At 63.0% G+C, this 18,199-nt stretch carries 20 protein-coding genes and 1 tRNA gene; 11 read left to right on the top strand and 10 right to left on the bottom strand.

Annotated elements, in window-relative coordinates; all coding sequences use genetic code 11:
• Positions 1 to 3 precede the first annotated feature (3 nt).
• The gene (mct, locus tag G6M89_RS18885) at positions 4 to 1,173 is read right to left on the bottom strand and encodes a succinyl-CoA:mesaconate CoA-transferase (RefSeq protein WP_165163453.1); all 1,170 of its coding nucleotides are present in this window, start codon (positions 1,171 to 1,173) and stop codon (positions 4 to 6) included.
• 136 nt (positions 1,174 to 1,309) lie between these two features.
• Here mct and glmS point away from each other — a divergent pair, with 136 nt between their 5' ends.
• From glmS to citE, 5 genes are read left to right on the top strand one after another with little or no spacing between them, the layout of a single operon-like run.
• Positions 1,310 to 1,765, top strand: a complete 456-nt coding sequence (glmS, locus tag G6M89_RS18880; RefSeq protein ID WP_165163671.1) for a methylaspartate mutase subunit S — start codon at positions 1,310 to 1,312, stop codon at positions 1,763 to 1,765.
• A gap of 5 nt (positions 1,766 to 1,770) precedes the next feature.
• A complete protein-coding gene (locus G6M89_RS18875) occupies positions 1,771 to 3,210 on the top strand; it encodes a methylaspartate mutase subunit E (RefSeq protein WP_165163452.1) in 1,440 nt (479 codons plus the stop codon).
• On the top strand, positions 3,210 to 4,493 hold the full coding sequence (locus tag G6M89_RS18870) for a methylaspartate ammonia-lyase (RefSeq protein ID WP_165163451.1): 1,284 nt from the start codon (positions 3,210 to 3,212) through the stop codon (positions 4,491 to 4,493). Before G6M89_RS18875 ends, G6M89_RS18870 begins: the two co-directional genes overlap by 1 nt.
• Positions 4,486 to 5,577, top strand: a complete 1,092-nt coding sequence (mch, locus tag G6M89_RS18865) for a 2-methylfumaryl-CoA hydratase (protein ID WP_165163450.1) — start codon at positions 4,486 to 4,488, stop codon at positions 5,575 to 5,577. Before G6M89_RS18870 ends, mch begins: the two co-directional genes overlap by 8 nt.
• A gap of 26 nt (positions 5,578 to 5,603) precedes the next feature.
• Positions 5,604 to 6,653, top strand: coding sequence for an L-malyl-CoA/beta-methylmalyl-CoA lyase (gene citE, locus G6M89_RS18860; protein ID WP_165163449.1), 1,050 nt, complete (start codon positions 5,604 to 5,606; stop codon positions 6,651 to 6,653).
• On the opposite strand, the gene G6M89_RS18855 is transcribed toward citE, so the two are convergent.
• From G6M89_RS18855 to G6M89_RS18845, 3 genes are all read right to left on the bottom strand, one after another.
• Positions 6,654 to 7,430, bottom strand: a complete 777-nt coding sequence (locus tag G6M89_RS18855; protein ID WP_165163670.1) for a hypothetical protein — start codon at positions 7,428 to 7,430, stop codon at positions 6,654 to 6,656. It lies immediately after the preceding gene.
• 847 nt (positions 7,431 to 8,277) lie between these two features.
• Positions 8,278 to 8,361 (bottom strand) — tRNA-Ser (locus G6M89_RS18850).
• A 23-nt stretch (positions 8,362 to 8,384) separates the two neighbouring features.
• The gene (locus G6M89_RS18845; protein WP_165163448.1) at positions 8,385 to 9,152 is read right to left on the bottom strand and encodes a hypothetical protein; all 768 of its coding nucleotides are present in this window, start codon (positions 9,150 to 9,152) and stop codon (positions 8,385 to 8,387) included.
• A 94-nt stretch (positions 9,153 to 9,246) separates the two neighbouring features.
• Between G6M89_RS18845 and G6M89_RS18840 the strand changes: the two genes are divergently transcribed.
• Positions 9,247 to 9,465 (top strand): hypothetical protein, encoded by a 219-nt coding sequence (locus tag G6M89_RS18840; RefSeq protein ID WP_165163447.1) that lies wholly within the window; start codon positions 9,247 to 9,249, stop codon positions 9,463 to 9,465.
• Between the two features lie 31 nt (positions 9,466 to 9,496).
• Here the strand turns inward: G6M89_RS18840 and G6M89_RS18835 are convergent, their stop codons facing one another.
• The 4 genes from G6M89_RS18835 to G6M89_RS18820 form a co-directional block, all read right to left on the bottom strand.
• Positions 9,497 to 10,171 carry a uracil-DNA glycosylase gene (locus tag G6M89_RS18835; RefSeq protein ID WP_343162664.1) on the bottom strand — a complete coding sequence of 225 codons (675 nt, stop codon included), beginning with the start codon at positions 10,169 to 10,171 and terminating at the stop codon, positions 9,497 to 9,499.
• A gap of 81 nt (positions 10,172 to 10,252) precedes the next feature.
• On the bottom strand, positions 10,253 to 10,492 hold the full coding sequence (locus tag G6M89_RS18830) for a hypothetical protein (RefSeq protein WP_165163446.1): 240 nt from the start codon (positions 10,490 to 10,492) through the stop codon (positions 10,253 to 10,255).
• Positions 10,489 to 11,583 carry an Mrp/NBP35 family ATP-binding protein gene (locus tag G6M89_RS18825; RefSeq protein WP_165163445.1) on the bottom strand — a complete coding sequence of 365 codons (1,095 nt, stop codon included), beginning with the start codon at positions 11,581 to 11,583 and terminating at the stop codon, positions 10,489 to 10,491. The genes G6M89_RS18830 and G6M89_RS18825 overlap by 4 nt, the downstream gene beginning before the upstream one ends.
• Positions 11,584 to 11,644: 61 nt before the next feature.
• The gene (locus tag G6M89_RS18820; protein ID WP_165163444.1) at positions 11,645 to 11,968 is read right to left on the bottom strand and encodes a hypothetical protein; all 324 of its coding nucleotides are present in this window, start codon (positions 11,966 to 11,968) and stop codon (positions 11,645 to 11,647) included.
• Between the two features lie 98 nt (positions 11,969 to 12,066).
• On the opposite strand from G6M89_RS18820, the gene G6M89_RS18815 reads away from it, so the two are divergent.
• From G6M89_RS18815 to G6M89_RS18800, 4 genes are all read left to right on the top strand, one after another.
• Positions 12,067 to 12,402: a DUF5783 family protein gene (locus G6M89_RS18815; RefSeq protein WP_165163443.1), complete on the top strand. Its 336-nt coding sequence runs from the start codon at positions 12,067 to 12,069 to the stop codon at positions 12,400 to 12,402.
• A gap of 74 nt (positions 12,403 to 12,476) precedes the next feature.
• The gene (locus tag G6M89_RS18810; RefSeq protein WP_165163442.1) at positions 12,477 to 13,328 is read left to right on the top strand and encodes a translation initiation factor eIF-2B; all 852 of its coding nucleotides are present in this window, start codon (positions 12,477 to 12,479) and stop codon (positions 13,326 to 13,328) included.
• Positions 13,329 to 13,412: 84 nt separating this feature from the next.
• Positions 13,413 to 14,699, top strand: coding sequence for a TIGR00341 family protein (locus G6M89_RS18805; protein WP_165163441.1), 1,287 nt, complete (start codon positions 13,413 to 13,415; stop codon positions 14,697 to 14,699).
• 285 nt (positions 14,700 to 14,984) lie between these two features.
• A complete protein-coding gene (locus tag G6M89_RS18800) occupies positions 14,985 to 16,154 on the top strand; it encodes a Gfo/Idh/MocA family protein (protein ID WP_165163440.1) in 1,170 nt (389 codons plus the stop codon).
• A gap of 153 nt (positions 16,155 to 16,307) precedes the next feature.
• Here G6M89_RS18800 and psmB read toward each other — a convergent pair whose 3' ends face one another.
• Positions 16,308 to 17,039: an archaeal proteasome endopeptidase complex subunit beta gene (gene psmB, locus G6M89_RS18795; protein WP_165163439.1), complete on the bottom strand. Its 732-nt coding sequence runs from the start codon at positions 17,037 to 17,039 to the stop codon at positions 16,308 to 16,310.
• 167 nt (positions 17,040 to 17,206) lie between these two features.
• The gene (locus G6M89_RS18790) at positions 17,207 to 17,377 is read right to left on the bottom strand and encodes a hypothetical protein (RefSeq protein WP_165163438.1); all 171 of its coding nucleotides are present in this window, start codon (positions 17,375 to 17,377) and stop codon (positions 17,207 to 17,209) included.
• Positions 17,378 to 17,695: 318 nt separating this feature from the next.
• On the opposite strand from G6M89_RS18790, the gene G6M89_RS18785 reads away from it, so the two are divergent.
• Positions 17,696 to 18,052 (top strand): DUF555 domain-containing protein, encoded by a 357-nt coding sequence (locus G6M89_RS18785; protein WP_165163668.1) that lies wholly within the window; start codon positions 17,696 to 17,698, stop codon positions 18,050 to 18,052.
• Positions 18,053 to 18,199 lie beyond the last annotated feature (147 nt).

The raw sequence follows: 18,199 nt of genomic DNA, 5'->3' as shown, positions 1-18,199 counted from the left end.
AAATCAATCGTCCGCTGCCACCTCACACTCTTCGCCCAACACCTCCTCGCGGTGCTCATCCAACAGCGGCGCTCGGCCCCGTGGCTCCGGCGGCGTCTCGGTCATCTTGATCGGATTCCCAGCAATCTCCACGTCCGCCCCGGAGCCGGGCTGTTCGACCGGAATCAGCATCTCCCGCGCATGCACATGCGGATCGTCGAAAATCTCCTCAGTACTCTGGACCGGCGCAGCGGGGACACGACCCTCGAGTCGGTCCACAAGTTCCGCAGTCTCGAGCCCGCTGGCCCACGTCGAAATGTCGTCCCGAAGCGTCTCTCGATTCTCGAGGCGGTCCGCAGCGGTGGGATACGCCGAAGCCAGATTCGGACGATCCATCGCAGTACAGAGTTCTTGCCAGTGGTTCGTCCCGAAGGCGGCGATGACGGCGTAGCCGTCGGTGGTTTCGAACGCATCGTAGGGAAAGAGCGTGGGATGGGAGTTTCCCTGCCGAGTCGGCGCGGTACCAGTATACGACTGCTGGTAGATCGCGCGCTCGGTCATGCTGAGCATGGCGTCGTACATGCCGGTGTCGACGTACTGGCCCTCGCCCGTCTGTGCGCGGTGGTTCACCGCGGCCAAAATCCCAATACAATTTAGCGTTGCGGTGAACAGATCGCCGATACCCGGTCCCACCTTGGTCGGCGCCCCATCCTCTTCCCCTGTAATCTCCATGACGCCGCCGAGTGCCTGCGCGATGAGGTCGAAGGAGGGCTGGCCCTGTCGAGCCGTCTCGCCCGTGCGGGGATCGCCAAAGCCCCGAATCGAGGAGTAGATCAGCTGCGGGTTGTGCTCGCGCAGGGTTTCGTACTCGAGGTCGTACTTTTCCATCGTTCCAGCACGATAGTTCTCGACGACGACATCGGCGTCGGCCACGAGCGAGAGGAAGTCCTCGCGATCAGCCGCATCCCCGAAGTCGAGCTCGAGGCTTCGCTTCCCGCGGTTGACGCTCTGGAAGTAGCCGCCGTAGGGCTCGTCGTCACTCTCGACGAACGGTGGGTTCGAGCGGATGAGGTCGCCGCCAGGGCGTTCGATCTTGACGACGTCTGCGCCCATGTCCGCAAGCACCATTGTACAGTACGGGCCGGCCAGCACCTGCGTCAGATCTAGCACGCGCAGGTTCGATAGCGCACCCATGGCCGGACCATCCCGACGCCACGCCAAAAACCTTCACTATTAATAATTTTGTTGTGGTTGCTTCTCACACCCGTTCCCTAAACACCATTAAAGAATATTATCATGGACAATCATTAACTTTATACTGCCGACTCTCATCGTCCCGAGTACGATGTCTAGAACCGTCGTCCTCGGCGTGATCGGCTCGGACGCTCACGTCGTTGGCATCACGATACTCGAGCACGCGTTCAGTGCAGCAGGCTTCACCGTCGTCAACCTCGGTGTGCAAACCTCCAAAGAGGAGTTCGCCGAGGCCGCAGTCGAACACGACGCAGCTGCTGTACTGGTCTCCTCGCTCTACGGCCACGCCGAGCAGGACTGCCAGGGCTTTCAGCAGGAACTCGAGGACGCCGGTGCCGACGCGGTCACCTACATCGGTGGCAACCTCGCCGTCGGCCAGGACGACTTCGAGCAGACCCGGCGAACCTTCCGAGAACTCGGGTTTGACCGCGTCTTCGACTCCGAGACCGACCCGGAGGAGGCCATTGCTGCCCTGCGGCGCGACCTCACACTCAGCCCAACCGAATCCGAACGGGCCACCGTTACCTCCTAACATCGATGCAACGCGACGAACGCATTCCAGGCGACGAGCTCCGGCGCATCGACGACGAAATCCGGTCGAACTGGCCCACCGGCGCGGCGGTCGACTTCGAGGACGCACTCGCATACCACGAGTCGCTGCCCGCACACAAGCGATTCGCGGATGTCCTCGAGTCAGCCGACGCCCCACTCTTGCAGCCACGAGCCGGCGTCCCCCAACTCGAGGATCAGATCGACCTCCTCGAGTACCTCCACGGCGAGGGTAACGCCGACCTCCTCCCGACGACGATTGACTCCTACACGCGCGACAACGCGTACGAGAACGCAAAGGAAGGACTCGCAAACGCCCGCGAGACGGGCGATGACACGCTGAATGGCTTTCCAGCGGTCAACCACGGCGTCGAGGGCTGTCGAAAGCTGATCGACGCAGTCGACGCCCCAATCGAGGTGCGTCACGGAACGCCTGACGCCCGCCTGCTCGCGGCGATCACCTTTGCGGGCGGCTTCCAGAGCTTCGAGGGTGGGCCGATTTCGTACAACATTCCCTATACGAATCGCCACGGCCTTGCGGAGACGATTGAACGCTGGCAGTTCGTCGACCGGCTGGCGGGGGCCTACACCGAACGCGGCGTGCGGATCAACCGCGAGCCGTTCGGCCCGCTTACCGGGACGCTCGTCCCGCCGTCAATCGCGATCACGATCATGCTGATCGAAGGGCAACTTGCCGCCACACAGGGCGTGCGCTCGCTCACGCTCGGCTACGGGCAGGTCGGCAACGTCGTCCAAGACGTGGCCGCACTGCGCGCCCTCAAGGCACTCGGTACGGAGTTCCTGCCCGACGAGGTCACAGTCACCACCGTCTTCCACGAGTGGATGGGCGGCTTCCCGCCGGACGAGGCACGCGCCAACGGCGTCATCAGCCTCGGCGGGCTGACCGCCGCCATCGCCCAACCCGATAAGGTCATCACGAAATCACCCCAGGAGTTCCAGGGCGTTCCGACCAAGGAGGCAAACGCCGCCGGACTCCGCACCACGCGACAGGTCATCGATATGGCAATCGAACAGGATATCGACATCGACGGCATTCAGGCAGAACAGGACTTAATCGAACGCGAAACCCGGACGCTTCTCGAGACCGTCCTCGAGTGCGGCGACGGCGACGTGGTCCAGGGAACGCTCGCCGCGTTCGACGCCGGCGCACTCGACGTGCCGTTCGCCCCGAGTGACAGCGCGAAGGGGGCCGTTCTCCCGGCGCGAGACGACGACGGCCGCGTCCGCATCCTCGAGTGGGGCGACCTCGCAATGGACGACGAGATTAAGGAGATTCATGCGGCACGACTCTCACAGCGAGCCGCGACGGAGGGTCGCGACCAGTCGTTCCGAATGGTCGCAGACGACGTCGATGCGATCAGTGACGGGAAACTGATCGGCCGGCCACAGACCGGAGGTGACGCCTGATGCAAATCACCGACATTCGCACGACACCCGGCTACAGCGGGTTCTTCTTCGACGACCAGCGCGCAATCAAACAGGGAGCCACGCAGGATGGCGTCACCTACGAGGGCGACCCAGTCACCGACGGCTTCGAGGAGATCCGACAAGCCGGCGAGACGCTTATCGTCGACCTCGAGCTCGCAGATGGCACTGTCGTCCGGGGCGACTGCGCCGCCGTCCAGTACTCCGGCGCTGGCGGGCGGGACCCCCTCTTTCGCGCCGACGAATACGCCCCTGTCGTCGAAGGCCCCGTCACCGACGCGCTCGAGGGCCGCGACGCAACCCGATTCCTCGAGAATGCGGCGATCCTCGAGACGCTCCAGGTGGGAGGGACGCAACTGCACACGGCGATTCGCTACGGCGTCTCGCAGGCGTTGCTCGCTGCGGCCGCGACAGCGACGAACACGACGCGGACAGACGTGCTCGCCGACGCCCTCGGGACTGAGCCCGCGACCGAGCCGGTGCCCGTCTTCGGCCAGTCCGGCGACGACCGCTACACGAACGCCGAGAAGATGTTCGTCAAGGGCGTTCCCGTCCTCCCTCACGGCCTGATCAACAGCCGCGAGAAGATTGGCGAGAACGGAAAGGCGCTACTCGAGTATGTCGAGTGGCTTCAAACACGCGCACAAGAATTGGGTCAAACAGACTACGCGCCCCGATTCCACATCGACGTCTACGGGATGATCGGCGAGTTGTTCGGCGCGCCGTACGACCGCGCCGAGGTGGTCGACTATTTCCGGACACTCGAGGACGCCGCGTCGCCGTTCCCCATCCAGATCGAGGGGCCAATGGATGCCGGCAGCCGCGCCAAGCAGATTCAGGCGATGGCTGAACTCCGTGAGGGTCTCCAAAGCGCCGGCGCCACTGTCGACATCGTCGCCGACGAGTGGTGCAACACACTCGAGGACGTGCGGGCGTTCGTCGACGCGGGCGCAGCGGACGTGGTTCAGATCAAAACGCCGGATCTGGGCAGCCTCCACCGCAGTGGGCAGGCCGTCCGCTACTGCGAGGGAACCGACACCCGTGCCTATCTCGGCGGCACCTGCAACGAAACCGAAACGTCGGCTCGAGCCTGCGCCCACGTCGCGCTCGCGACCGACGCTGCGCAGGTGCTGGCCAAACCCGGCATGGGCTTCGACGAGGGCTACATGATCGTCGAAAACGAGATGCGCCGAACCGTCGCCAGACGCGCCAGAGAGGTTCGGGTCGCATGTCCGGATGCCGACGAGGTGACCGCGGATGACTGACGGCACATCCGATCCGGTCGACTGGACTGACCCCGAGACGTTCAGCCACGCACTCGAGCGTGCCGACACGCGCGAGAAAGGCCACTACTTCGAGGCGTTCGCAGAGGGCGACCTGCTCGAGCACGACCCTGGACTGACGCTCACTCGCTGGGGCAACGAACAGTGGCTGAGCCAGACGCTGAATCACGATCCGGCCTACTGGCGCACGGACGCCGCCCGCGAGCGCGGGTTCGACGAACCGCCGATTCACCCGGACTACCTCACCGCCGCAACCCTCGGGATCACTGTCGAAGACCTGAGCGAGAAGGGCGGCTACTTCCTCGGCCGAACGGACGTGCGCTTTCCCGGCGCGCCCGTTACACCGGGCACCGAACTGCGGGTCGAAAGCGAGGTCGTGAGCACGGCTACCTCGAGTTCGCGCCCCCAGTACGGCATCGTCACCTGGCGAACGCGCGGGCGAGACGCCGCGACTGGCGAACTGCTGTGTTCCTACAAGCGCACGAATATGATCCCGCGACGTGACCCGCTCGAGACCGATGGCGGCGCACAGGCTGCTGACGATGACGATGCCGACGACCCCCAGCCCACGCTTCCGGACACGTTCATCACCCCCGACGGAGAGCACTTCGAGGACTTCGTCGCGGCCCTCGAGCGCGCCGACGAGCAACACGCCACCGTGGCCTACAGGCACGAACGCGGGCGCACGCAGGACGACGTCACCGTCGCATCCCTGCCGCTCGCGACGCTCAACACAGCCAAACAGCACCACAACGCCGATGCCATGAGCGACGCGCCCTCGGGCGAGATCGTCACCTACGGCGACGTCACCCGCTCGAGCGCGCTCGGCCACGCCCGCTCAGACGAGCAGACCTGGCGCGAGGTCGGCTTCGACGACGAACAGTTCCACACCTTCGTGATGCCCGGCGACACCATCTACGCGTTCACGCGCGTACTCGAGGCGAACGCCGACTCGAGTTCGCCTACCGACGCGGGCACGGTCCGCTTCGAACACATCGCGTTCAACCAGCGCGAGGAGCCCGTCTACTCGGGCACGCGAACCGCCGAAATCCGGACGCAATCCTGAACACACAACTCACTCACCACTCACCGATGACAGACGACACTGACATCCGACTCTGCCGAACCTTCCAGACCGCACCGGCCGCCGTCCCCAAAGAGGACTCGGCGAAATACCTCCGCTCCGGGCTCACCGCAGCGGGCTTTCAGGCTCCCGACTGGCTCGTCCCCGATCTCGAGGACGGCACTGCGCCCGATATGAAAGCCGAGGGCCTCGAGAATACACTCGATCTCGTCCCCGACCACGACTTCACGGGCGAGATCTGGCCCCGCGTGGAGTGGAGCTACGAGGACGAAACCTACCGCGAGAAGGGGCGCGAGCAGATCGACCGCCTCGTAAGCGAGATTGGAGACGAAATCGACGGCGTCGTCGTCCCAAAAGTCGGTCGCCTCGAGGACGTGCGCCGCGCCACAGAAGCCGTCGCAGAAGCTGAGCAAGCCCACGGCTACGCGGACAACTCGATTGGCCTCTCGATCATCGTCGAAACAGGCTGCGCGCGCTCAGATCTGCGCGAAATCGCCCGCTTCGGCGAGGAGTCCCGGCTCACCGCGCTCGTCTTTGGCCCCGTCGACTACACCGCCGAACTCGGTGGCCGCGACCTCGGTGACGGCCGTCCGCGCTGGGACGGCCTGCTCGAGGCGCTCTCGAACGAAGCAAGCGCTGCGGGGCTGCTCGCGATTGGCGGCCCGTTCGACGACCTCTTTACAGAACGTGCCGGGCTGACGTTCTACAACGCCGACGCGTATGCCGACCAGGTCGAACACGAAGCCCGACTCGGCCTCGACGGCTCGTGGTCCCTCTACCCAAAACAGACGATTCAGGCGAACACCGTCCACATGCCCACCCCCGACGAACTCGAGCGCGACGTGGACAAGATCGAGCGGTTCAACGCCGCCAAACGCGAGGGCACCGGCGCGGTCACGCTCAACGGCCAGATGGTCGACGAAGCGACGTTCAAAAACTTCGTGAACACCGTTCAGACGGTGCGGACAATCGACGAGACGCGACCGGCACAGACCACAGACTACTACGACGCCGAACTCCTCGAGCGCGCGCTCGGCCTCGAGTTGGCGTACCGATAGTCACACGGTCAACAACACGAGCGAATAGCCCGCCGCACCGGCGGCGAACGCCCAAAAGCGGCTCTGGCGCTCGGACGGCAGTTCCTCTTTGACGACGTTCAAAATTACGCCGCCGGAGAGAAACGCGAACAACAGCGCGAGAGCGAACTCGCTGATTTCCGTGACGGCACCGACGGCAAAGCCAAGCAGCACGGCTCCGGCGAGCAACCAGCGGCCGTATCGGTGATAGACCCGGCCGTGATGCTCGCGAAGGCCAACATCGTTCACCATGAAGTGCAGCGCCATCGCGACGAAAAAGAAGGTGACGCTCGTCACTCCCGGCTCTTCCTGATGGACCAGTAGGTAGCCAATGAGAGCGTTGTACAATCCGAACGAGCCTGTATGGATCCAGAAGACGCCGTCCGGGAACCGATCCGGGCGCTCGCCACCCCCACCCGCGACGCCGCCATGCGGAGCCGACGCCGATTGATCGTTGTCGTCCGACTCGAGGCCCGCTCCCGGGCCGATACCAATCACGGCAAAGCGCTCGAGGCCGTAGAAGACGACGAATCCGGCGAGCGTGATGAGGTAGATGTGGTAGTCGATAGCGGCTAGAATCGTCCCGCTCTCGTCGACGGTGTCTGCTGCGTCGCCAACCTCCGGCAAGATGTGAACGAAGACGTACGCGACGGACACGCCACCTGCAATCGACAGCCACCGACTGCGCGGCACGGCGTCGATAAACGGCAGCTTCCCGACCAGTAGATGGACTAACGCGAGCGCGAGCGCGTATGCCATCGCGAGCGCCGCCAGCACGCCGTCGGCAGGCAACTGCGTCGCCGCGACGGTGCCAGGCGTGGCTATTGTCGCACACCTCCCAATTCCTCGAGGCCAGCCGTCGCCATACAGCACAGACGCGCCTCAGTGACTTTATCCAGGGGGTGTGCCCACCAATGGCACCTACAGACGCATAGACTCACAGAAATACAGACACAGTCTCACAACCACAATCGCGGCGCGTGCTGGCGGCGTCTCAAGTCTCCTCGAGCGAGAGACACCGTTCCCCGCGCGAGGGGCGAGTGAGCGAGTTCACGAGCGAACGAGTCGGCTGGGGAGGCGTGGGTGGGGTGGGATTGAAAGGGGTCGGCGTGGTCGATCTGTCCCCGACGACGCGAGCACGCGAGCGTCTCGAGCGCGCATGGTTCGAGAGAGTTTCACTCTCTCGTCATCACGGAAGAGTTTGGTCTTCCGAACGACAGCGAGTCGCCGACAGTCGAGCGCGGTGAGGGCTTTCAGGGAATACGAAATACTCACTTGTCGCGGGAGATGAGCCTACTCGAGCAATCGGTGCTCTTCACAAAATTTGGGAGGAACGATGGTGGGGAGGGGATTCGAACCACGTCCAGACGTGCTCGCTCACGGCTGCGCCGTTCGCTGCGCGCGACTGGCCTCATTCAAATCTCCCTATATCCGCTTTGCTCCTCACGTATTGTTCGTCGCGAAAATGGTAGAGAGGAGATTTGAACCACGCCCGAGAACCTGCTCACTGCGTTCGCAGAACCTCGGTCTGATTCAAATCCCTCCGTTTCGTTTTCTCACTCGCGACGCTCCTCGCTGCGCTCGTCGCGTAGTACTCGTGAGAAAACGGTGGGGAGGGGATTCGAACCCCTGAGGCTATACAGCCACCTGCTCTCAAGGCAGGCGCGTTGGGCCGCTTCGCTACCCCACCGCACCCATGAGTATCCGGCCCGATTAAAAAGAGTTGTCGGTCTCTCGCCGCTCGAGTGACTCGTCCCCACCTACTTCCATCCCAATCTCCTCGAGCGCTGCGGCAGTCGCCGGCGCGCCCGGCCGATCCGTCTCCGCACGCGCCTCGAGCGCCGCGAGGGTTGCACAGAGACCGGACTCGGTCGCAACCGTCGGTACCATCGGCGCGAAGCCAAGTCCCAGCCCGGCCGTTTTCGTCCGCTCGGCGAGCGTCGACAGCGATGGGGGCGCGTACGCATCGGTGAAATCAATCGGCTTGGTAAACGCTGCGAGATACGTCCGCCCGCCAGAAGACGGTCCAAGCACAACATCGTGTCTCCGCAGGGACATCGCCGCGCCGTCGACCTGCGAGCGTTCTACGAGCGGGGCCGTCGGCTCGAGCACGCCCACAGTGTCGACCTCCTCGCGCTCGAGCAAGTGCGTGACAGTATTTCCAACTCGCGCAGCGTGCGTCGAGCCGACCTGGCGCTCGAATCGGACGTCCTCGGTGTCCTCGAGTGCGGCTGCAGCGAGTTCTCGGATGACAGTTTCTGGGTCTGATTCCAGTTCTGAGACGACCGACTCGGGGAGCGTCTCCTCGTCACGGTAGTTCACCAGCAGCGTGCCACCGCTCGCCGCTGCTGCGCGCAACACGTCGCTGACTGCGGCTTCGTACAGCATCGCAGCCTCCGAGGCACTCACCGGTGTCGACTCAACGAGTGCGGACAGAACATGGCCCGCTCGAGGTGTGGTGACGGGAACGACGACAATCATAGCCGACCATCCGGCACGGCCGGCCTTGAACGCGGCGCTTCATGGTGCACGCGCCGACGCTGAGAGTTATCCGACTTGCTCGAGAAGAGAGACCATGAACAACCGAACCCTCACCAGCACCTTCGCCATTGCGAGCATCCTCGGGCTCGCAGTAATCGGCATCTATGGCTTCGCAGACGGCTACGCCCTCGAGCCTGCCAGCGAGTTACTCGCTCCAACTGTGGCAACTGTCGTGCTGACAGTCGGTGTCGTCGGCGCGTTGATCGCACTGGGCGCTCGAGGTGGGCACTGGCTGTCGACGCCATACTGGTAGTCACGGACGAATCCGAAGTGACAGAAGCAACTTACCGTTCTTGTCGGCCCTTCGTCTGGCGATAATCCGACGCCATCAGCGACACGAAGTGCTCGAGCCAGGTCTGTGTCTGCTCGTCCGTCTGGTCTCGCGGCTTGATCATTGGGACGAGTTCGAAGCCCCGACCACGGATCGTCGTCGCGTGAGCGTCGGGCAGTTCGAGTTCGTCGACCGGCGTCGTCGTATACTCCGTGCCCAGTTCTGCAAGCGCGCGCTCGCCAACCGGAATCAAAATTTCGGGGTTGATCATCCGAACTTCGGCGTTGAGATACGGCTCGCAGGTGCCGATTTCCTCGTCCGTCGGCGGCCGCTCGGGGTCGCGACACCGCGTGAGATTCGTCAGATAGACGTTCTCGAGTTCCGGTCGCTCGGCTGGCGACGTTGCATCACAGAGTGCGAGACGCTCGAGGATGCGCCGGAGTCCGCCGTTATCGCCTGTACCGTCGCTATCTTCGGCGTTGCCGTCCGCATCGTCCGGACTCGCAACGAACGGAATGCCCGTCTCGTCGGCCGCCGCCGAGGGGCGTTCGCCGACGAACAGGAAATCGGCACCCACATCGCCGTAGCCGTGGACGACCTGCGTGCGCGGCTCACAGAGTTCGGGACAGTTCCGACACGCCTCGTCCATATTGAACGGGTTCGCCCAGGTTTGCTGATTCGCGTCCACACTCGAGTCTCGAGCGCCGAGAGTAAAAACGACGCGACTGGCACTCGAGCGCCTCCGATACCCGCCTTTGGGGCCGCCCGATCAGCGACCCAGCCCGCCGCGCTCGTTGACCTCGAGAATGAACTTTACGTTGCGAACGATTTCCTCGGGTGTGGTCTCCTCGTCTTCGTCGTAGAGGTCACTGGTGCGATAGAGGATGTTCGCGAGTTGCTTGCTCTCGCTCGTCTCGCCGCGAACGTCATCTGCAACCTCCCGCAGGACCGCGACGCGTTCGGGGTCCGGGTCGGCGTCGAACGATCCGTCGGCGTCGTCGCTCGTCATTGCTCCGGCGAGCGAGAGGCAGTCTCGTTACGACGGGACTGCGACGCCCCGCGTCGGTGAACGATTCCTGTGTTGTTCGCGACGTTTTCAGTGAGCATCCGGAAGGCATCACCCGCTTCGCTGTCGTCCTCGAGCACAGTCGGCGTCCCGCCATCACCGCCTTCCCGAATACTCGGATCGAGCGGGATCGAACCGAGGAACGGCATCTCGTGGGTGTCTGCGAACTCCTTGCCGCCGCCGGAGCCGAAGATATCGTGCTGGCCGCCACAGTCGGGACAGGCAAACGAGGACATGTTCTCGGCGATCCCCAGCACGACGGTATCGTGTTTGGCGAACATCTCGAGGCCCTTGCGCGCGTCATCCAGTGCGACGTCCTGTGGCGTCGTGACGATCACTGCGCCGGTGACGGGCATCGTTTGGAGCATCGTCAACTGGGTGTCGCCGGTGCCCGGCGGGAGGTCGACAACGAGGTAGTCGAGTGCGCCCCACTCGACGTCCTCTGTCAGTTGCGTGATGACCTTGTGGACCATCGGACCGCGCCAGATGACGGGGTCGTCCTCGCCAGTCAGGAAGGCCATGCTCATCAGCTTCACGCCGTACTTTTCGGGCGGAACGAGCGTCTCGTCCTCTGTCGCACCCGGTGGCTCGTCGGCATCGACCATCCGCGGCACGTTCGGCCCGTAGATGTCCGCGTCGAACAGGCCGACGCGTGCACCCAACTGCGACAGTCCTGCCGCGAGGTTGACTGCGACAGTCGATTTCCCGACGCCACCCTTCCCCGAGGAGACGGCGATGACGTTCTTGACGCCCGGTAACACCTGCTCGTCGGTCACCACGTCGTCGCGGTCGGGAATGCTCGCCGAGAGATCAGGGTCGATCCCATCCTCGAGGAACAACTCCCGAATTTCCGCGGCGATGTCGGATTCGGTTGGCGAGTAAGGCGCACCGAGTGCAAGGTCGATGGCGATTTCGGGGCCATCCTCGCCCTCCGCAACGCTGATGTCGTTGACGAGCCCGAGCGAGACAATATCGTCGCCGAGTTCCGGATCATCGACCGTCCGGAGGCGGTCGCGAACAGCGGCTTCGTCCATACAGAATCGTCCGTCGCAGCGTCGAAAAGAGTTGTGTTCGCCGGACTGCTCTACTCGAACCCTACGCGTTGAAATCGAATCGCGGCCCGCCATACGTCGGCGGATCCGGCTCGAGTTCGACGCCCTGCTCGTAGCGCACGAAATTCAGGTAAAAGAGCCGCCCACAGCCCTCGACTGGCTCGCCCTCGAGATCGGTGACGGGGCCGTCCTCGCCGCAGCGAAACTCGATTCCATCGGCTGACTCGAGGTCGTCGTCGGTCGGGTCGGCGTACTCCCAGCCGGGTTGGGGGCTCGTGGTGACCGACCGGTCCGCGAGGGAGAGTGCGCGCTCGACGCTGACGACGGCGTCGCAGTAGGGACAGGTGTATCGAACGGTGACGGACATGGATACTCCTACGCGCGTGTGAACCGTAAGCCTGCGGTCGCCCACTTGGTGCAGCCTGAACCGGGGAGGTTTACCCGCTCGCGGCCACAGAGTCGGGCATGAGCAACGGCACGACCGAGTTCGACCCCGACAAGTTCGAGGACAAGTACGTCCACTACTTCGACGAACTGCAGGAGGCGTACTCGAGTGCGTACAACCAACTCCACGGCCGATACGACTCGCGGGTGCTCAAGGCAATCGACCGGAAGGTCTTAGCCGAGAGTGAGCCGTTCTACACTGGCGACGGCGAGTTTCGCGTCGAGCTTCCGGACGATCTCGAGGAGCGCGTCGGCTCTGTCGCCGACCACGAGCAGTTCGAGCCCGTCCTCGAGGAACTGTGTGAGCGAATCGAACGGGAACTTCAGCGGATTTTTGGCCTCGAGTCCGACGGATAGCTCGTCCACCCAACCCGACACGAGGCCTGACAATACCCGGAACACCTTTGCCGCTGACGGGAATCCGTTGCAGTATGATCGACGAGACGGTCGAGGAGATCCAGGAAATGCAGACACACAGCTCCTCGGTAGTCGCCGTACGCGCCACCCGAGCACTCGAGGAGTTGCTCGAGCGGGAGTTTGCCACCGTCGAAGAGTACGTTCGCGACCTTGAGCGCAACGGCTCGGTGTTACGACGAGCGAATCCCTCGCACGCGTCGTTACAGAACGCAGTTCGGGCGGTCGTTGAGGCGGTTGCAGACGCCGACCCGGACAGCGTCGCGGAGGCAAAGAAACTGACACAGGAGCGTATCGACGCTGTCATCTCGCGGGTCGAATCGGCTAAGCAGCGAGCCGCCGAAAACGCCGTCGACTCCCTCGAGGATAGCGCGACGCTGCTGACACATGATTACTCCTCGACGATCATCGAAGCGCTCGAGCAGGCCGTCGAGGCGGGCAAGACCTTCGACGTCTACGTTACCGAAGCGCGCCCGCGCTACATCGGCCGCAAGACCGCCCGCACGCTCGCCGATCTCGAGGGTGTCGAGCCGACGCTGATTACCGACAGCGCACACGGCCACTATCTGCCGGAATGTGATCGGGTCATCGTCGGCATGGACTGTATCGTCGACGACACGCTGTACAACCGCGTCGGCACGTTCCCGATTGCGGCGACGGCAGCCCAACTCGAGGTGCCGGTGACCGTCCTCGGAGCCGCCTCGAAGATCGTCACCGAAGGGTTCGTTTTCGAAAATGAGCATCGGCCAGGCAGCGAAGTCATGCCCGAACCCGCAGAGGGCTTCGGTGTCGCAAATCCAAACTACGATGCGACGCCGGTCGAGTTGCTCGAGAGCGTCATCACTGACGACGGCCGAGAGACGTTCTAAGGCGGACTTTCACTCGTTTCTGTGACTCTCACCGGTGTGTGAGTCTGGCACACAGATTATCCCCGCAGCCGTCGTCTGAGCGGTATGCGTCTGGTACAGGTGTTCGTTCCACGGGGGGAACTGGACCTCGTCCTCGAGACGGTCGAGTCGACCGGCCTCGATTACGGCGTCGCCGCGGAAACGAGTCACGACGAGTTCGAGGCAATCGTCTCGATTCCAGCACCGCCAACCGGCATCGAGCCACTGCTCGAGGCGCTCCGGGAAGCCGGCCTCGACGAGCAGGCCTATACGGTCGTTACCGCCGCGGAGACCATCGTCTCGAGTCGGGCCGAGGAGCTCCACGGACAGTTTAGCGGTACCCGAATTTCGCGCGAGGAGTTACAGGCTCGAGCGGCGGATCTCGCGCCGGCGGCCTCAACGTACTACGCGTTGCTCGTGGTGAGTACAGTGATTGCGACCGCTGGATTGTTGCTCGATTCGGCGGCGACGATCATCGGTGCGATGGTCGTCGCACCGCTTATGGGGCCGGCACTGGCCGCGAGCGTCGGTGTTGTCGTCGACGACGAGAATCTCGCACAGCGTGGTGTCACACTCCAGATAAGCGGGCTCGTCCTCGCCGTCGTGACGGCAGCCGTCCTCGGATGGATTCTCCGGGGCACGGTCCTGTTGCCCCCCGGGCTCGATATCACGACGATTCCGCAGGTCGACGAGCGAATCAGTCCGACGATTCTCGCGCTGTTTCTCGCACTCGGCTCCGGCGTCGCCGGCGTCATCAGCCTCGTTCGCGACGTTGGCTCCGTGCTGGTCGGCGTCGCAATCGCTGTCGCGTTGATCCCGCCCGCCGCGACCGCAGGACTCGGCATTGCGTGGGGCGACCCAACCGTCGTCATCACTGCCGGGACGCTCGTCCTCGTCAACATGCTCTCGATCAACCTCACCGCCTTGCTCTTGCTCTGGCTCTCGGGCTACCGACCCGCCCAGGAGACGGATCTCGAGCGGGCCTACGGTCGCCTGCAGTCTCGAGTGCTCGTTCTCGGCGTTGCAATTTTACTTCTGACGGCTGTCCTCGGCGGCGTCACCTACGGTACGTACCAGACCGCCGCTGTCGAACACGACGTCCAGACCGAACTCGCAGTTATGAGCGCAGATCCACCGGCTGAAGGCGTGGCGTTTCAGGAACTCGCCGTCGAGTACGAGCTCATCGACGTCTATTCCGATGGACAGCCGGTCGTCACCGTTCTCGTCGAGCATCCGCCCGGCGAGGAACTCCCCACCGACGTCGCTACTGACGTTCGCGAGCGTCTCGAGGCCGCAACCGGTGTCTCACTCGAGGTAGTCGTTGAACTAGTGGAGACGCAACGCAGTGGGTGAGATGGGAGGTTGTACCGCGGTGGTGACCGATAATCCATCTGCCCGTAGTCGATCCCGATAATCAGTGTTTACGTTCCGTTTCAGACACGGAGATATCAAAACGAAAGTGACTGTATAAGGCGCTGTAGTGTCCGTTTATGTGACAATGAGCGGGATCGGTCACAACCCTTATTTCGGTGGCTGCCTGCGTGTCTGTATGAACTGGGACCGCACACATTCTGGACCGAAACGGCAGCTTTCTCCTCAACAGTGTCCGTTCCGAGCCCAGAAACGAGGTGTTTCACGGTGATCGGCACCGGAATCGGTGTCGGCATCGTCGGACTCGGCGGTATGGGCCACCTCCACGCACGAAGTATTGACGAACTCGGCGGCGACGTCGTCGCCGGCGCGGATCTAGTTCCCGAACAACGTGACCGATTCGCCAGCGAATTCGGCGCGACAACGTACGAAACCCACGAGGATCTCGTCGTCGATGACGACGTCGACGCTGTCATCGTCACGACGCCAAACCGATTCCACGAACCGATCACGGTCGCCGCACTCGAGGCAGGCTGTCACGTGCTGGTCGAAAAGCCACTCGCACACACACTCGAGAGTGCCGAGCGCATCGCAGCGACTGCCGAACAGAGCGATGGGATCTGTATGGTCGGCTTTCACAACCGACACGCCGGCTCGATGGCAATGTTCGGTGAACAACACGCACGGGGTCGCTTTGGCGAGTTGACCCACATCGAAGCGAACTACGTCCGCCGACGCGGCGTTCCCGGTCCTGGCTCGTGGTTTACCGATCCCGACCTCGCCGGTGGCGGCGCGCTCCTCGATATCGGCGTCCACGCGCTCGATCTTGCCCTCTACACGCTTGACTTCCCGGAGATTACCGAAGTGTCGGGCGTTGCCCGCACCACGTTCGGCACCCGCGAGGAGTACGCCGATCCCGACGGCTTTGGGGATAACTGGGACGCCGAAGCCGAAACGTACGAGGTCGACGACTCCGTCAGCGCCTTCATCCGCACCGCTGACGGCCAGACAATTTCACTCGAGGCCGCCTGGGCAACCAACCGCGAGGAGAGTATGGACTTCCGGATTCGTGGCACCGAGGCCGGTGCGCAGTTCGATATCGGTGATACCGACATCGAGTTGCTCGAGGCCGGCACGGCTGGCGTCGAACACTACGCGGACACCGAACTGACCGGTGATCCGTCGATCACTGGCTACGCACAACAAGATGAGCAGTTCCTCTCTGCAATTGCAGCCGGTCGCCAACCGGAGACGAACACAATCGAAGAGGCGCTGCTCGTCCAGCGCGTCATCGACGCCATCTACCGCTCGAGCGAGAGCGGCCAGGCAGAAGCCATCGAGATGCCGGAGTTGGAGATGGCAGCGGAGACGGACCCAACGACCGAAACAGAGCGCGACCCTGAACCCGAGGCCGAAGCGTCGACGCGCCTCGAGTAGGGACTCCCAGTATCGATTTCGGCGGCAGTGTTCCATTTTCGAGTCGGTGAGCGACTGCTGGCGCGCTCGCTCGAGGCGAACGGAGCACTGACTCGAGCAACAGGGCAGGCTCGCAACACCTGCGTCTCGAAGAAAAGAGGGTGAGACTACGCTTTAGACGACTTCGTCGAAGTCGTGGTGGCCGTGGATGTCGACGCCTTCCTCGGTGATCTCACAGAGGAAGACACCGTTCCCGGAGCCAGTGTCACGCTCGGCGGCGGATTTGATCGAGCGGGCGGCGATGGTCGTCGCCTCGTCGTTCGAGAGACCGTCTTCGTAGGCCTGCTCTAAGTGACCGTAGGCGAGTTGCATACCGGAACCGGTGACGGTATAGTCGTCTTTCATGACACCGCCGGCTGGGTCGATGCTGTAGACGTGACTGCCTTCGTCGTCGACGCCGCCCAGAATTGGGTGGATGGCGAAGAATGGGCCGCCGCGGGCGAAGTTGCCGGCGAGCGTCGCGAGTGCGTCGATGCTCATCTTGTCGCCGCGTCGGGACTCATAGAGGTTGACTTCCGCGCGCAGCGTCGAGATGAACGACTGTGCGCCGCCGACGCTACCGACGAGGGTCAGCGCGCCGCTTGGGTGGATCTGTTCGACCTTCTGGACGTTCTTGTTCGAGACAAAGCGGCCGCCGAGGCTGGCGCGCATGTCCGTCGCGATGACGACGCCGTCGGTCGTCGTGATGCCAATCGTCGTCGTTCCGGTCTTGTTGACGTTGTCCAGATCGTTCAACGAGAGGTCGTTCTGGGGCATTGGACCAACTTCAGGCGCGTACGGGTCCGTGTCGTCAGCCAACTGATCGACCGTCCCGTAGAAGTCCGTGTTGTGATTCGGTGTACGCATTGACCGTACCTTACGACCGGAACGGTATAAAAGACCGGCGTTCACCACCGTCGTTTCCGCTATCAATCATGTCTCGAGAGTCGACGACTCAACAGGGGTGGACGAAACCAACGCAGCGCAAACGACGTCGCTACGTGGGTGAAAACAGCCGAAAAGGGATTGTGTGATTAGGGTTGGGCGGCGGTGTATGCGTCCTCAACGTTCTCGAGGAGGCGGTGGATTGGCAGGGTGAAGCCAGCCTGTCGGGCGGCGATGGCAAGCGGCATCATGGTGATGCCGACCACAATGCACAGTTGATACAGTGCGAACAGGGTTGCGCGGTACACGCGGGATATCATCAGCGTTCAGGCGAGGCTGAGACCAGGGTTGTATATAAGCTTTCCTGAACAGCGAAAATTATAACGGTTTTAAATTAGCTATCAGGTCGACGCAGTCGTGCGATTCAACTGTAGTTGTAAGAGAGACAACTGGGACTGTATTCATTCCCGGATCCGGCTATGGTGGCCGAAGTTGACCTGGCCAATTCTCGTAACTTATGCGCATTATCCCTCGTTCGTGCGCACGCTCACAGACCTATGGCAGGGTTTAGCATGTGCATGCACCTGCTGGCGGGGATGAACCGCAAAGAAGGAAACCCTTCGGCCCCACATCCACGTATGGGAAACTATCTCGTCGCGATGGAAGCCGCATGGCTCGTTCGTGACGTTGATGCGATCGATGATGCAATCGGTGTCGCTGTCAGCGAAGCCGGAAAGCGACTCAACAGCGAGAATATGGACTACGTGGAGGTCGAAGTCGGCGCGACGGGCTGTCCCGCCTGCGGAGAACCCTTCGACTCCGCGTTCGTCGCCGCAGGGACCGCGCTCGTGGGACTCGGCCTCGAGATGGAGGTCTTCAACGCGGAGGGCGAGGAACACGCCTCCCGAATCGCAAAAAGCGAGGTCGGCGGCGCCCTTCGAGACGTGCCGCTGTCGGTTCTCCAGGTCATCGAGACCGGCGAAGAAGACGAATAGAAACACGCACGCACGAGCGCACGCGACAGTTTCGCGTGCTAGACGAGCAGTGTAAGGACGAAAACACTGCACGAGGCACTCGAGTTTTCACTGGCCGTGCGTTCGGCAACCAACACATTTTGTGCGCCATCAGTGTGACTCGAGTCA

The sequence above is a fragment of the Natronolimnobius sp. AArcel1 genome, assembly GCF_011043775.1.
Lineage (GTDB): Archaea > Halobacteriota > Halobacteria > Halobacteriales > Natrialbaceae > Natronolimnobius.
The sequence above is the reverse complement of the archived record's forward strand: the minus strand, read 5'-3'. Positions and strand labels throughout refer to the sequence as shown.

What these genes read in the sequence shown, in the direction of transcription:
- mct (WP_165163453.1), bottom strand. Translation starts at nt 1,173, where the DNA reads ATGGGTGCGCTATCGAACCTGCGCGTGCTAGATCTGACGCAGGTGCTG.
- G6M89_RS18875 (WP_165163452.1), top strand. Translation starts at nt 1,771, where the DNA reads ATGCAACGCGACGAACGCATTCCAGGCGACGAGCTCCGGCGCATCGAC.
- G6M89_RS18870 (WP_165163451.1), top strand. Translation starts at nt 3,210, where the DNA reads ATGCAAATCACCGACATTCGCACGACACCCGGCTACAGCGGGTTCTTC.
- mch (WP_165163450.1), top strand. Translation starts at nt 4,486, where the DNA reads ATGACTGACGGCACATCCGATCCGGTCGACTGGACTGACCCCGAGACG.
- citE (WP_165163449.1), top strand. Translation starts at nt 5,604, where the DNA reads ATGACAGACGACACTGACATCCGACTCTGCCGAACCTTCCAGACCGCA.
- G6M89_RS18855 (WP_165163670.1), bottom strand. Translation starts at nt 7,430, where the DNA reads ATGGCATACGCGCTCGCGCTCGCGTTAGTCCATCTACTGGTCGGGAAG.
- G6M89_RS18845 (WP_165163448.1), bottom strand. Translation starts at nt 9,152, where the DNA reads ATGATTGTCGTCGTTCCCGTCACCACACCTCGAGCGGGCCATGTTCTG.
- G6M89_RS18840 (WP_165163447.1), top strand. Translation starts at nt 9,247, where the DNA reads ATGAACAACCGAACCCTCACCAGCACCTTCGCCATTGCGAGCATCCTC.
- G6M89_RS18830 (WP_165163446.1), bottom strand. Translation starts at nt 10,492, where the DNA reads ATGACGAGCGACGACGCCGACGGATCGTTCGACGCCGACCCGGACCCC.
- G6M89_RS18825 (WP_165163445.1), bottom strand. Translation starts at nt 11,583, where the DNA reads ATGGACGAAGCCGCTGTTCGCGACCGCCTCCGGACGGTCGATGATCCG.
- G6M89_RS18820 (WP_165163444.1), bottom strand. Translation starts at nt 11,968, where the DNA reads ATGTCCGTCACCGTTCGATACACCTGTCCCTACTGCGACGCCGTCGTC.
- G6M89_RS18815 (WP_165163443.1), top strand. Translation starts at nt 12,067, where the DNA reads ATGAGCAACGGCACGACCGAGTTCGACCCCGACAAGTTCGAGGACAAG.
- G6M89_RS18810 (WP_165163442.1), top strand. Translation starts at nt 12,477, where the DNA reads ATGATCGACGAGACGGTCGAGGAGATCCAGGAAATGCAGACACACAGC.
- G6M89_RS18805 (WP_165163441.1), top strand. Translation starts at nt 13,413, where the DNA reads ATGCGTCTGGTACAGGTGTTCGTTCCACGGGGGGAACTGGACCTCGTC.
- psmB (WP_165163439.1), bottom strand. Translation starts at nt 17,039, where the DNA reads ATGCGTACACCGAATCACAACACGGACTTCTACGGGACGGTCGATCAG.
- G6M89_RS18790 (WP_165163438.1), bottom strand. Translation starts at nt 17,377, where the DNA reads ATGATATCCCGCGTGTACCGCGCAACCCTGTTCGCACTGTATCAACTG.
- G6M89_RS18785 (WP_165163668.1), top strand. Translation starts at nt 17,696, where the DNA reads ATGGGAAACTATCTCGTCGCGATGGAAGCCGCATGGCTCGTTCGTGAC.